This window comes from Plantactinospora sp. B6F1, from assembly GCF_040120695.1.
In the GTDB taxonomy this organism is placed as follows: Bacteria; Actinomycetota; Actinomycetes; order Mycobacteriales; family Micromonosporaceae; genus Plantactinospora.
In genome coordinates this window covers 96672-109926 of sequence record NZ_JBEEAC010000004.1, presented here as the reverse complement: position 1 = coordinate 109926, position 13255 = coordinate 96672, and the positions used below count along the sequence as shown (strand labels likewise).

At 69.2% G+C, this 13255-nt stretch carries 15 protein-coding genes; 1 reads left to right on the top strand and 14 read right to left on the bottom strand.

Annotation, left to right across the window (positions count from 1 at the left end):
- The first annotated feature begins 7 nt into the window (after positions 1–7).
- Positions 8–613: a class I SAM-dependent methyltransferase gene (locus ABNF97_RS07930; protein ID WP_207230467.1), complete on the top strand. Its 606-nt coding sequence runs from the start codon at positions 8–10 to the stop codon at positions 611–613.
- A 117-nt stretch (positions 614–730) separates the two neighbouring features.
- Here the strand turns inward: ABNF97_RS07930 and ABNF97_RS07925 are convergent, their stop codons facing one another.
- From ABNF97_RS07925 to glyA, 14 genes are all read right to left on the bottom strand, one after another.
- The gene (locus tag ABNF97_RS07925; protein WP_130462203.1) at positions 731–1171 is read right to left on the bottom strand and encodes a DUF2550 family protein; all 441 of its coding nucleotides are present in this window, start codon (positions 1169–1171) and stop codon (positions 731–733) included.
- A gap of 12 nt (positions 1172–1183) precedes the next feature.
- The gene (locus tag ABNF97_RS07920) at positions 1184–1465 is read right to left on the bottom strand and encodes a F0F1 ATP synthase subunit epsilon (RefSeq protein WP_130462202.1); all 282 of its coding nucleotides are present in this window, start codon (positions 1463–1465) and stop codon (positions 1184–1186) included.
- Positions 1466–1555: 90 nt separating this feature from the next.
- A complete protein-coding gene (locus tag ABNF97_RS07915; RefSeq protein WP_349338240.1) occupies positions 1556–2704 on the bottom strand; it encodes an LCP family protein in 1149 nt (382 codons plus the stop codon).
- Positions 2705–3014: 310 nt separating this feature from the next.
- Positions 3015–4172, bottom strand: coding sequence for an LCP family protein (locus tag ABNF97_RS07910; protein ID WP_349338103.1), 1158 nt, complete (start codon positions 4170–4172; stop codon positions 3015–3017).
- A 231-nt stretch (positions 4173–4403) separates the two neighbouring features.
- On the bottom strand, positions 4404–5840 hold the full coding sequence (gene atpD, locus ABNF97_RS07905; RefSeq protein ID WP_130462201.1) for a F0F1 ATP synthase subunit beta: 1437 nt from the start codon (positions 5838–5840) through the stop codon (positions 4404–4406).
- Complete coding sequence (locus ABNF97_RS07900) at positions 5840–6781, bottom strand: F0F1 ATP synthase subunit gamma (protein WP_130462200.1); 942 nt, start codon at positions 6779–6781, stop codon at positions 5840–5842. Before ABNF97_RS07900 ends, atpD begins: the two co-directional genes overlap by 1 nt.
- A gap of 9 nt (positions 6782–6790) precedes the next feature.
- The gene (gene atpA, locus ABNF97_RS07895; RefSeq protein ID WP_130462199.1) at positions 6791–8443 is read right to left on the bottom strand and encodes a F0F1 ATP synthase subunit alpha; all 1653 of its coding nucleotides are present in this window, start codon (positions 8441–8443) and stop codon (positions 6791–6793) included.
- 82 nt (positions 8444–8525) lie between these two features.
- A complete protein-coding gene (locus ABNF97_RS07890; protein WP_130462198.1) occupies positions 8526–9347 on the bottom strand; it encodes a F0F1 ATP synthase subunit delta in 822 nt (273 codons plus the stop codon).
- Positions 9347–9898: a F0F1 ATP synthase subunit B gene (locus tag ABNF97_RS07885; RefSeq protein ID WP_130462197.1), complete on the bottom strand. Its 552-nt coding sequence runs from the start codon at positions 9896–9898 to the stop codon at positions 9347–9349. Before ABNF97_RS07885 ends, ABNF97_RS07890 begins: the two co-directional genes overlap by 1 nt.
- A 29-nt stretch (positions 9899–9927) precedes the next feature.
- Complete coding sequence (atpE, locus tag ABNF97_RS07880; protein WP_130462196.1) at positions 9928–10161, bottom strand: ATP synthase F0 subunit C; 234 nt, start codon at positions 10159–10161, stop codon at positions 9928–9930.
- 91 nt (positions 10162–10252) lie between these two features.
- A complete protein-coding gene (atpB, locus tag ABNF97_RS07875) occupies positions 10253–11032 on the bottom strand; it encodes a F0F1 ATP synthase subunit A (RefSeq protein ID WP_130462195.1) in 780 nt (259 codons plus the stop codon).
- Positions 11033–11074: 42 nt separating this feature from the next.
- Positions 11075–11296, bottom strand: a complete 222-nt coding sequence (locus ABNF97_RS07870; RefSeq protein WP_130462194.1) for a hypothetical protein — start codon at positions 11294–11296, stop codon at positions 11075–11077.
- A 171-nt stretch (positions 11297–11467) separates the two neighbouring features.
- A complete protein-coding gene (locus ABNF97_RS07865) occupies positions 11468–11899 on the bottom strand; it encodes a Cg1360 family ATP-synthase-associated protein (protein WP_130462193.1) in 432 nt (143 codons plus the stop codon).
- Positions 11896–13227, bottom strand: coding sequence for a serine hydroxymethyltransferase (glyA, locus tag ABNF97_RS07860; RefSeq protein WP_349338102.1), 1332 nt, complete (start codon positions 13225–13227; stop codon positions 11896–11898). Before glyA ends, ABNF97_RS07865 begins: the two co-directional genes overlap by 4 nt.
- Between the last annotated feature and the right edge of the window lie 28 nt (positions 13228–13255).

Here is a 13255-nt window from a genome sequence, read left to right as displayed (position 1 = left end):
TCGGTCCGTGCCCACCGAGATGATCTCGTTCCTGGCCCAGTTGGCCCGCGACCCCTGGGCGGTCGGCGCCATCGCACCCAGCGGAACACCGCTCGCCGAGCGGATCACCGCGACGATCCCCCGGTGCGGACAACCGCTGGTGGTCGAGCTGGGTCCGGGCACCGGGGCCTTCACCCGGGTGATCCAGCGCCGGCTGGCCGGTCAGGGCCGACACCTCGCGGTGGAGATCAATCCGACCTTCGCGGACCGGTTGGCACGGGCGCATCCGACGGTCGTCGTGCTCCGGGCCGACGCCCGAGCGCTGGCCGGACTGCTCTCCGAACGGAACCTGCCGCCGGCCGAGGTGATCGTCAGCGGCCTGCCCTGGGCGGCCTTCGACGCGCGGCGGCAACGGGAGATCCTCACCGCCGTCGTCGCCGCGCTCGCCGACGGCGGGGTCTTCACCACCTTCGCGTACCAGCACGCCCGCTGGTCGCCACCGGCCCGTCGGCTGCACCGCAATCTCCGGGAACTGTTCGAGGAGGTCGTGGTCGGCGGGACCGTCTGGGCGAACCTACCGCCCGCGGTGGTCTACCACTGCCGGCGACCGGTCCGGCAACCGGCCGTCCAGTAGTCCGGCGGACCCGGCCGGCAGCCGGGATCGCGGCGGACCCGGCCGGCAACCGGCAATCCAGGATCGCGGCGGACCCGGCCAGTCCTCCGGGCGGGCCCATTCGGAACCCGCTCCGCCTCAGTCGCGCAGGACCAAATGAGAAACCGCCCCCGGAGGGGCGGACTCGAGCCAGGAGAGAAAACCGGTGACCGTGGACTTCGCCATTGCGATCTCCACGGGCGCCTGGTGGCTCACACATCGCAGGATCACCCAGTCGGCGGGCATGATGAGCCGTTCCTGACCCTCGGGCAGCCGCCGGCGCTCCACCGCGAGGCCACGCCGGGAGAGCACCCGCTTCGGCCGGAGCGCGAAGCTGAACATCCGGTACCAGCGGAGTTCGTTCTCGGCGAACCGCGCGAAGCCCGGCGACCAGCCGCGGCCGTCGAGGATCGTGGAGACCCGCACGCTGAGCCGGATGATCCCGCCGGAACGGGTCATCAGGGCCCGTCTGGCGAAGAGTGCCGCAACCACGAGGAGCAGCACCAGGACGCCGATTCCGATCCAACGCAAGACCAGCATCGACGTCTCGGGTCAGCGGCTCGGGGATTCGGCCACCGGGCTGGCGCTCTCGGCCAGGACCGTCACGCCGGAGGCGGTCACCGACAGGAAGCCGCCGTTCACCTCGTAGGTCAACTGCTCGCCGCCGGCCAGCTTGATCCGCACCTTGCCGGGCTCGGCGAGCTGCCCCAGCAGCGGCGCGTGCCCCGGCAGCACTCCGAGTTCGCCCTCGGTCGTCCGTGCGACGACCATCTCGGCCTCGCCCGTCCAGATCTTTTCCTCGACGGCGACGAGTTCGACCTGAAGCTGTGCCACGCTGTCTCCTTGCTGCGGCGGCGGGATTGTGGGAAGTCTAGTCCGGCTCCCGCCGCCGCTCCCAGCCGGGTGGCTCCGGCCCGGCGCCGCTCACTTGAGCTTGTTCAACAACTCCGGGTTGTTGATCACGAAGCTGTCGACCGTGCCGGCCCGGATGGCGGCGAAGAACTCCGCCGCGATCGGCTCGAACCGCTCACCCCGGTAGTTGCTGCCGGTACCGATATTGCCGCCCGGAAGCCTGATCATCTGGATCGAGTCCGACCGCAGGTTGCGCAACGCGAAGCCGAAGTCGATCAGCTTGTGTCCACGGCCGCTGAAGACCAGCGAATCGCCGGCCGCCTGGATCACCCTGTCCAGCTTGAGCGGGTTGGTCACCACGTCCTTGCTCAACGCCTGGTCGGCCATTGCCCGGACGAACTGCTGCTGGTGCCGCTGCCGGCCGTAGTCGCCGTCGCTGACCCCGTTCTTCTGGTACCGCTGCCGGACGTAGTCCAGCGCCTGCCAGCCCAACAGGTGCCGGGTGCCCTTCTTGTACTGCGCCTGCGGGCCGAGGTAGCCGCCACCGCCGGGCTTCAACGTCCGGTGCGTACCGTCCGGGCGGCGGTGTTCCGACCTGACGTTCTGGTCGATGTACATCGTGACGCCACCCATCGCGTCGACGATCTTCTGGAAGCCGCCGAAGTTGATGATCGCGCCCGCGTCGAACCGCTTGATCCCGGTCACCTTGGAGACCGTCAGGGAGAGTAGTTCGAAGCCCTGTGACGCGTTCGGCAGCTTCTTTCCGGGCACCCGGCTGCCGTACGCCATCGCGGCGTTCAGCTTGGTCCGGTCCCCCGAGAAGTCGGCCTTGGGGAACCGGGGGATGTCGACCAGCAGGTCCCGGGGCAGCGAGAAGAGGTACGCCGAGTCCAGCGTCTCGGTCACGTGCAGCACCATGATCGAGTCGGCCAGCGGCGGCGTCTCCGGGTTCCGCGGATCGATCCCGACCAGCAGGATGTTCAGTGGACCCTTGATGTCCGACTTCTTCTCCGCCGCTCCCCCCGCGGCCTCGTCACCGAAGAGGTCGTCCTCGTTCACCGCACTGTCGAACCGGGCCAGCACGGCCTCCAGGCCGACCAGCACGCCGCCACTGAGCATCACCAGTACGGCGCCGAGGATCGTGCAGAGTCGGGCCCAGGTCGGTACGGCGGACTTCCTGCGCCGCCCCTCCCGGATCCGCCGTCCGCCGCCGCCCGACAGGTCGCCCACCGGGCCGTCGTCGCCCAGCCCCACGCCGCCGTCCGGCCGACCCCTGCGTCCGGTGGACCGGTCAGCGCCCTTGCCACCCTCGCTCACTGCGTCTCCATCCGTTGCGCCCTGCGAATCTCGCGCCCGCGACAAGCCCGCGAATCTCGCGCCCGCGACAAGCCTGCGAATCTCGCGCCCGTCAATAAGGACGGGCCGAAGAGGCGGAACTGTTGCAGAGACTAGTCCCGGATCCGGAGTGCGGGTGGCGCCGGTACCGGCCGGGCCGCCGTACCCGCCCCCGGGCCGGCGCCGGCGTTGGCGGTCACCTGGCCCTGTTCAGCAGCTCCGGGTTGCCGATCACGAAGCTGTCGACGGTACCGGCCCGGATCGCGGCGAAGAACTCGTCCGCGATCGGCTGGAACCGCTCACCCCGGTAGGAGCCGCCCTGGGTGACCCCGCCACCGGGCAGCTTGATCATCTGAATCGAGTCCGACCGGAGCCCCCGCAGCGCGAAGGCGAAGTCGACCAGGTCGTGACCGCGACCATTGAAGATCAGCGACTCGCCGGCCGCCCGGATCACCCTGTCCAGCTTCATCGGGTTGGTCACCACGTCCCTGCTCAACGCCTGGTCGGCCATTGCCCGGACGAACTGCTGCTGGTGCCGCTGCCGGTCGTAGTCACCGTTCGGCAGGCCGTACCGCTGCCGTACGTAGTCGAGCGCCTGCCAGCCCGACAGGTGCGCGTTGCCCTTCCGGTACTCCGCCTGCGGTCCGGTGTAACCACCCCCGCCCGGCTTCAGCTTCCGCATCTTGCCGTTCGGCTGCCGGTGCTCGGACTTGACGTTCGTGTCGATGTACATGTCGACGCCGCCCATCGCGTCGACGATCTTCTGGAAGCCGTTGAAGTTGATGATGGCACCGGCGTCGAAGCGCGGGATTCCGGTCACCTCGGAGACGGTCCTGGAGAGCAGTTCGAAGCCCTGGGACGCGCTCGGCAGCTTCTCGCCGGGCACCCTGCTGCCGTGCGCCATCGCCGCGTTCAGCTTCTCCGTCCCGCCGTCGTAATCGGCCTTGGCGAAGGCCGGGATCTCCACCAGCAGGTCCCGGGGCAGCGAGAAGAGGTACGCCGAGTCCAGCGTCTCGGTCACGTGCAGCACCATGATCGAGTCGGCCAGCGGCGCCCACTCCGGGGTTCGCGGGTCGATCCCGACCAGCAGGATGTTCAGCGGACCCTTGATGTCCGACTTCTTCTCCGGCAGCACGCCGGCCGCCTCGTCGCCGAAGAGGTCCGCCTCCCGCACCGCACCCTCGTAGCGGGCGAGCACCGCCTCGAAGCCGACCAGCCCGGCACCGCTGACGAACACCAGCAGGGCACCGAGCATCGTGCAGACCCGGGCCCAGCGCGGCGTCCGCGACCTGCTCCGGTGCCGCCGGTGGGTCCCGTCACCCGACCGACCGTCGCCCCTGCCGCCTGCACCCACCAGACACTCCGTTCGTAGCACCCGCCACCGGATCGCCCACTGGACAGAACGTCGCCGGTCAGCGGAGGGTTGCGGGCCGCACCCGACGGTACCCGGCGAGGCCGGGTAACCAAAGCGTCGGAACCGGACGAAGAGCGACCAAATCCGCCAAAAAAGGAGAACAGCGGGTGAAAACGACGCAGCCGCACCGGCGTTCTGCCGGTGCGGCTGTCGTGCGGGTACTCGCCGGAGCTACTCCTTCATCAGCTCACGGGCGTTGCGCTCCAGGTCGTCCAGCCCGCCGCACATGAAGAAGGCCTGCTCGGGGAAGTGGTCGTACTCACCCTCGCTGATCTTCCGGAACGCCTCGACGGTGTCCTTGACCGGCACGTACGAGCCCTTGATGCCGGTGAAGACCTCGGCCGCGTACGTGTTCTGGGAGAGGAACCGCTCGATCCGGCGGGCCCGGCCGACGGTGAGCTTGTCCTCCTCCGACAGCTCCTCGATGCCGAGGATGGCGATGATGTCCTGCAGGTCCTTGTAACGCTGCAGGATCCGCTTCACCTCGGAGGCGACCGCGAAGTGCTCGGCACCGACGAACTCCGGCGCGAGAATCCGGGACGAGGACGCCAGCGGGTCCACCGCCGGGTAGATGCCCTTGTCGGAGATCGACCGCTCCAGGTTGGTGGTGGCGTCCAGGTGGGCGAACGTGGTGGCCGGCGCCGGGTCGGTGTAGTCGTCCGCCGGCACGTAGATCGCCTGCATCGAGGTGATCGCCTGGCCCCGGACCGAGGTGATCCGCTCCTGGAGCTCGCCCATCTCGTCCGCCAGCGTCGGCTGGTAGCCCACCGCGCTCGGCATCCGACCGAGCAGGGTGGAGACCTCCGAACCGGCCTGGGTGAACCGGAAGATGTTGTCGATGAAGAGCAGCACTTCCTGCTTGTTCACGTCCCGGAAGTACTCCGCCATGGTCAGCGCGGAGAGCGCCACCCGGAGCCGGGTGCCCGGTGGCTCGTCCATCTGGCCGTAGACCAGCGCGGTCTTGTCGATGACGCCGGACTCGGTCATCTCGTGGATGAGGTCGTTACCCTCACGGGTCCGCTCACCCACACCGGCGAAGACCGAGGTACCACCGAAGTTGTTCGCGACCCGGGTGATCATCTCCTGGATCAGCACCGTCTTGCCCACGCCGGCACCGCCGAACAGGCCGATCTTGCCACCCTTGACGTACGGGGCGAGCAGGTCGATGACCTTGATGCCGGTCTCCAGCATCTCGGTCTTCGGCTCCAGGTCGGCGAAGGCCGGCGCCTTGCGGTGGATCTGCCACCGGTCGGCCGCCTCGAAGGTCTCGCCCTCCTTGAGGTTGAGCACCTCGCCGATCGTGTTGAAAACCCGGCCCTTGACCGCGTCACCGACCGGCACCGTGATCGGCGAGCCGGTGTCCCGGACCTCGGTGCCCCGGACCAGGCCGTCGGTCGGCTGCATCGAGATCGCCCGGACCATGTTGTCGCCCAGGTGCTGGGCGACCTCCAGGGTCAGAGTCTTGGTGCCCCCGGAGAGGGTCACGTCGACGTGCATGGCGTTGAAGATTTCCGGCATGGCATCGCGCGGGAACTCGGCGTCGACGACCGGGCCGATGACCCGGACCACGCGGCCCGTCGCGGTCTTGGTCTCTGAAGGAGCAGTCATCACACTTCACTTCCCGACGCGGCCAGCGCGTTGGCGCCACCGACGATCTCACTGATCTCCTGGGTGATCCCGGCCTGGCGGGCCGAGTTCATCTCGCGGGTGTAACTTTCGATCATTTCCTCGGCGTTGTCCGTCGCGCTCTTCATCGCCCGACGACGGGCCGCCGACTCGCTGGCCGCCGACTCGAGCAACGCCGCGTAGATCCGCGTGTTGATGTACTTCGGTAGCAGCGCGTCCAGCAGTGCGTCCGCATCCGGCTCGAAGTCGTACTCCGGCAGCAGCCCCGGCGCGGCCTCGCTGCGGGGACGCTCCTCGACCTCCATCGGGCCGAGGATCCGGACCACCGGAGTCTGCGACATCAACGATTTGAACTCGGTGAAGACGATGTGCAGCTCGTCGACCCCGAGCACGCCGTCGATCCCCGGGTCGCCGCCCTCCAGATCGTCCGCGCCGGAGACGAACGCCTTGATCAGCGTCTCGCCCACCTGCTTGGCGTCGGCGAAACCCGGCTGCTCGGAGAAGCCCGTCCAGCTCGCCTCCACCTTGCGCTGCCGGAACCGGTAGTAGCCGACGCCCTTGCGGCCGATGACGTAGAGCACCGGCTGCTTGCCGTCGTCCTTCAGCCGGGCGATCAGCGACTCCGCCGCCTTGATCGCGTTGGAGGTGTAACCGCCGGCCAGGCCGCGGTCGCTGGTGACCACGAGCACCCCGGCCCGGCGGATCTTCGGCCGGGCGGTGAGCAGCGGGTGGTCGATGGCCGCGTTGGATGCCAGTGCGGTGAGCACGCCGGTGATCGCCTGGGCGTACGGCAGCGAGGCCGCGACCCGGCCCTGGGCCTTGGCGAGCCGGCTCGTCGCGACGAGCTCCATCGCCTTGGTGATCTTCTTCATCGACTTCGCCGAGCGGATTCGTTGACGAAGAACGCGTACCTGTGCAGCCACCGGTCAGCCCTACTGCTTCTCGGTCTGGGCCGGCGCGCTGTCGCGGTACCGGGTCACGGTCTCGCGCTCCTGCTCGCCCTCCATCGCCTCGGCGGGTGCCTCGTTGATTCGCACCTCGTCCTCCTTGCCGAGGAACATCTGCTTAAACCGGGTGACGGCCTCGTTCAGGGCGTTGATGATGTCGTCGTCCCAGTTGTTGTCCGCGATCGACTGCATCGTCGGCTTGTACTGGTGGCGGAGGAACTCCAGGAACTCGGACTCGAAGCGCCGGACCTCGCCGATCGGGATGTCGTCGAGCTTGCCCTCGGTGCCGATCCAGACCGAGACCACCTGCTCGTGCACCGGCAGCGGCTGGTAGTTGGTCTGCTTCAGCAGCTCGACCAGCCGGGCACCCCGGCTGAGCTGGTCCTGGGACGCCTTGTCCAGGTCCGAGGCGAGCGCGGCGAACGCCTCCAGCTCCCGGTACTGGGCAAGGTCCAGCCGGAGCCGGCCGGCGACCTTCCGCATCGGCTTCACCTGGGCGGCACCGCCGACCCGGGAAACCGAGGTACCGACGTTGATCGCCGGCCGGACACCCTGGTTGAACAGGTCGGTTTCCAGGAAGATCTGGCCGTCGGTGATCGAGATGACGTTGGTCGGGATGAACGCGGAGATGTCGTTGCCCTTGGTCTCGATGATCGGCAGACCGGTCATCGAGCCCCCGCCCATCTCGTCGGAGAGCTTCGCGCAGCGCTCCAACAGCCGGGAGTGCAGGTAGAAGACGTCACCCGGGTACGCCTCACGGCCCGGCGGGCGGCGCAGCAGCAGCGAGACCGCGCGGTACGCCTCGGCCTGCTTGGTCAGGTCGTCGAAGACGATCAGAACGTGCTTGCCGGCGTACATCCAGTGCTGGCCGATGGCCGAGCCGGCGTACGGGGCGATGTACTTGAAGCCGGCCGGTTCGGAGGCGGGCGCGGCGACGATGGTGGTGTACTCCATCGCGCCCTGCTCCTCCAGCAGGCCCTTCACCGAGGCGATGGTGGAAGCCTTCTGGCCGATCGCCACGTAGATGCAGCGGACCTGCCGCTTCGGGTCGCCGGAGCGCCAGTTGTCCCGTTGGTTGAGGATGGCGTCCAGCGCGACGGTGGTCTTGCCGGTCCGCCGGTCGCCGATGATCAGCTGCCGCTGGCCCCGGCCGATCGCGGTCATCGCGTCGATCGCCTTGATGCCGGTCTGCAGCGCCTCGTTGACGCTCTGCCGGGCCATCACGTTCGGCGCCTGCAGTTCCAGCTCGCGGTAGCCCTCGTTGGTGATCTCGCCGAGGCCGTCGATCGGCTGGGCGATCGCGTTGACCACCCGGCCGAGGAACGCGTCGCCGACCGGCACCGAGAGCACCCGGCCGGTCCGCTTGACCCGCTGACCCTCCTCGATGCCGCCGTAGTCGCCGAGCACCACGACGCCGATCTCCCGGACGTCGAGGTTGAGTGCCAGCCCGAGGGTGCCGTCCTCGAACTCCAGCAGCTCGTTGGTCATGGTCGAGGGCAGGCCCTCGACGTGGGCGATGCCGTCACCGGCGTCGGCGACGGTGCCGACCTCCTCACGGGAGACGTCGGGCGAATAGGAGGAGACGTAGCGCTCCAGAGCACCGCGGATCTCCTCCGACGAGATGGTCAGCTCGGCCATCCTCTTCTTCCTCTATTCAGGGCCCGGTTAACCGGAACGGCGTGGATGTCTTCTCGGCGCTGCGCGAAAGGTCGGTGTTGCTTCAGCGCCGCGCAAGCGCGTTTCTGGTGTCGGTGAGGCGGCGCAGGATCGTGCCGTCGTAGAGATCGGACCCGATCTGGACGCGCAGCCCGCCCAGCACGGCCGGATCCACCGTCTGCTTGACGGTGACCTCTCGACCGTATAGTTCGGCGAGCCTGCGCCCCAACCGGCGCTCGTCCTCCTCGGCCAGCGGGGCCGCCACGGTGACGTACGCCACCTGTCGGTCCCGCCGGTCGGCGGCCAGCTCGACCAGCCGGGTCAGTGCGCCCGAGAACGAACGCCCACCGAACCCGGCGAGCGCCACCTGGACCAACCGGATGGTCACCGACCCGGCCTTGCCGGAGAGCAGCGCCCTGGTCAACTCGGCCCGCTGCGCCACCGGGGCGATCGGGTCGGAGAGCAGGTTGCTCAGGTCCGGGTTGGCGGCGACCACCTGCCCGAAACGGAACAGCTCGTCCTCCACCTCGCCCAGCGCCCCCGCGCGACCCGCGCTGGCGAGCAGGGCCTCCACCCCGAGCCGTTCGGTGGCCTCCAGCAGCTCGGACGGCGCCGACCAGCGCCCCGTCACCAGCACGGCGAGCAGATCCCTGGCGTCCGTGCCGACCTTGTCGCCGAGCAGGTTGCCCAGCAGGTCGGCCCGGTCCTCGCCGGACCGACCCGGGTCGGAGAGCGCCCGCCGCAGCCGTGGCTCGCGACGCAGCAGGTCGGCGACCGAGCCCAACTCGTCGCCGACCGCGGAGAGCCCGGCCGGCTCGGCGTCCCCGGCGTACGTGTCGAGACGCTGCCGTGCGGCGGCGTACGACTCCCGGCTGGCGGCCTGCATCAGCGCGCCCCGACCGTGGAGCCGCCGACGGAGGTCTCCTCGATGCTGGCCAGGAAGCGCTCCACCGTGCCCCGGCGGCGCGCCTCGTCGGCGAGGGACTCACCGACAATCTTGCTGGCCAGGTCGACCGCGAGGGTGCCGACCTCGGTCCGCAGTTCCTGCACGATGGCCTGCCGCTCGACCGCGAGCGACTCCCGCCCTGCCGCGATGATGCGATCCGACTCCTCACGGGCCTTGGCGAGCACGTCGGCGCGGATTCCCTCGGCGTCGGCGCGGGCGTCGTCCCGGATCCGGGCCGCGTCGGACCGTGCCTCGGCGAGCTGTGCCCGGTACTGCTCCAGCAGTGCCTTCGCCTCCGCCTGAGCGGCATCGGCCCGCTTGATGCCACCCTCGATCGCGTCGATCCGCGCCTGGTACATCGCCTCCATGCGCGGCATGACGTACTTGAGCAGCACGAAGCAGAGGATCGCGAAGGAGATCGTGCCGACGACGAGCTCCTGCCAGATGGGCAGGATCGGGCTGCTGTGCCCTTCCGCCGCATAGAACAACATCTGGACCCCTCCCGGTGGCCGGTGGACGGTCAGCTACCCGACGGCAGGGCGAAGGCGAGCACCAGACCGAACAGCGCCAGCGCCTCGACCAGGGCGAAGCCGAGGACCAGCCAGGTCCGGTTGAATCCGGCGGACTCGGGCTGGCGGGCGCTCGACTGGATGTACGAGGCGAAGACGATGGCGACACCGATACCCGGGCCGATGGCGGCGAGGCCGTAGCCGATGCTGTTGATGTTGCCACTGATCTCGGCAAGGACGCTCATTGCGAGGATTCCTCCTAGTAGGCGCGTGGCTCTCACGCGTACGAACAATCGCTGTCGAAAGCTGGGTGCGGCGCCGCCCGGCGCCGCCCGGTCAGTGCTCGTCGGCCAGGGCGGTCCCCATGTAGTTGGCCGTCAGGACGACGAACACATAGGCCTGGAGAAGTGCGACCAGCACCTCGAAGAAGGCCATCAGGATCGCCATCACGAAGGAGAAGAACGACGTCGCCTGGATGAAGATGTTGTCCGAGGCGAGCAGCACGAAACCGCCGACGGTGAAGACCAGCAGGATCAGGTGCCCGGCGAACATGTTGGCGAACAACCGGACCGCGAGGGTCACCGGTCGGTTGATGAAGTTCTGGAGGAACTCGATCGGCACCACGAGGATGTGCATCGGCCATGGGATGCCCGGCAGGATCAGGCTCATCTTCATGTACTTGAAGAACCCGTGCTTGCGGACTCCGATGGAGAGGTACAGCACGTAGGTGACGGCGGCGAGCACGATCGGGTACGCGATGTGCGAGTTCGGCGAGATCTGCAGCAGGGGCACGATGCCGAAGAGGTTGGTCAGCACGATGAAGCTGAACAGCACCGTCAGGTATGGAGCGAACCGGACGCCGACCTCGCCCATCTGCTCTCGGGCGACGCTGTCCCGCATGAGGCCGTAGATGGAATCGGCGACCCACTGCATCCTGCTGGGCACGAGCTTCGGGCTACGGTAGGAGACCGCGAAGAAGACGATCAGCAGTGCGACGGCGAGCCACACCATGATGGTGAACTTGGTGACCCAGGGGCCCGCCACGTTGGGCGGGAAGAAGTCCCCGACGGCAGGGGGCCAGGGAAGTCCCGCAGCGACGAGCACTTGTCCGCTCACCGTGTCATCCTCCGCACTCGATAAGACCGGCACCGGTTGGCGCTAGGTGCCGAGCCTTTTCATGATCAGGTAGATCGCTCCTGCCGCGCCGACCATCATGCCCGTCGCGATCCCAATGCCCTCCGGCAGCCCGAACCACCGTTCCGCCAGCCAGCCGAGGAAGCCCCACACGACGATCCCGGCGAGCAGGTAACCCACGACTGCACCAGCGACCCCCTCCGACGACGGCTCGTCGGGCTTGCGGGGGTGGAGGTCATCGGCCATGACGTGCGGAACACTATCAGCCGGCAAATCGCGGGTGCGCGTCAACCCCCGCACACCGTCGACCGGGTGCGGGAAGGACCGGGACGCGTCAACCCCGGCTCACGTTACTCCCGATCCGCCAGGATGGAACCTGTCGTTCCACCGACACGGTGAGGTCTTCCGAAAATGCCGCTACCGACCACTCGGCCCGGCGTACGGTAGTGGCGATCGCAGTGCCCAGACCAGCTGGGTCGCGGTCCAGACGACCACCCCGGCGATGATGCCCGCCCCCATCGGCAGCAGGCCGGACCAGCCGGTGGTCGCGATCGCCGCCATCACCATGCCCAGCAGGACCATCTTCACCGCATAGGTGACCAGCCCCACCGACATGATCATTCGAGGGTGGACCGAGTCCGCCCAGGCCACGGAGTAGGCGGAGATCAGGTAACTGACGACGGCCAGCGTCACGCCGGCCGCCACACCGGCCCCGCCGTCGACGCCGGCCACGCCGAAACCGACCGGCGTGGCGACGACCAGCAGCGCCGCCGAGGCGAGCAGGGTGGCCCGCAGATGCGGCAACCGGGACTGGACCGCGTGCCACTGACCCGGCGACCGCGCGGTCACCGCCGCCGTCCCGCGGTCGGGTAGGCGGGAAAGGCGGCCACCAGATCGGCGACCTCGGCGGCGACTCCGGCGAGCGCCTCCGCTCCGCCGGGTGCGGCCGGGTCGGTACGCACGGCGCGTCCGATGAACCCGGCGATCCGGCGCATCTCCTCCGCACCCATGCCCTGGGTGGTGACGCTCGGGGTGCCGACCCGGATGCCGGAGGCGGTCATCGGTCGCTGCGGGTCGAAGGGGATGGCGTTCTTGTTCAGGGTGATCGCGGCGGCGTCGCAGCGCGCCTCGGCGTCGCGGCCGGTCACCCCGACCTCCCGGAGGTCGATCAGGGCGAGATGGGTGTCGGTGCCGCCGGAGACCGGTCGCATCCCCTCCGCTTCGAGTGCGGCCGCGAGCACCTGCGCGTTGGTAACCACCTGGGCAGCGTACGCCTGGAAGGCCGGAGACGCCGCCTCGCGGAGCGCGACCGCCTTCGCCGCCACGGCGTGCATCAACGGCCCGCCCTGGGTGAACGGGAAGACCGCCTTGTCGATCCGCTCGGCGAGTGACGCCCGGCACAGCACCATCCCGCCCCGGGGCCCGCGCAGCACCTTGTGCGTGGTGGCGCAGACCACATCGGCGTACGGCACCGGGGACGGGATCGCCCGCCCGGCGACCAGCCCGATGAAGTGCGCCGCGTCCACCATCAGGTAGGCGCCGACCTCGTCGGCGATCTCGCGGAACCGGGCGAAGTCGATCAGCCGGGGGTAGGCGGTGGCACCACAGATGATCATCTTGGGTCGGTGCGCCAGGGCCAGCTCCCGCACCTCGTCGTAGTCGATCAGCTCGGTGTCCCGGCGCACCTGGTAGCCGACCGGAGCGAACCACTTGCCGGAGAAGTTGACCCGGCTGCCGTGGGTCAGGTGGCCGCCGTGCGGCAGGTCCATCGCCAGCACCGTGTCGCCGGGCTGCACCAGCGCGGCGTACGCGGCCAGGTTGGCGCTCGCCCCGGAGTGCGGCTGGAGGTTGGCGTGCTCGGCCCCGAACAGCGCCTTGGCCCGGTCGATGCCGATCCGCTCGGCCCGGTCCACCTCGGCGCAGCCGCCGTAGTAGCGCCGGCCGGGATAGCCCTCGGCGTACTTGTTGCTCAGGGTGGAGCCGAGCGCCGCCAGTACCGCCGGGGAGGTCAGGTTCTCGCTGGCGATCAACTGCAACCCGCCGCGCTGCCGGTCGAGTTCGTCCAGCAGCACCTCGGCGATCTCCGGGTCGGTCCCGGTCAGCTCGTCGAAGTCCGGCCCCCAGAAGGCCGGCTCGCCGGCACCGGGCCGCCCCACCCGTTCGGTCAGCTCGCTCACCCCGGCACCTTCTCGTCACGCTCGGCAT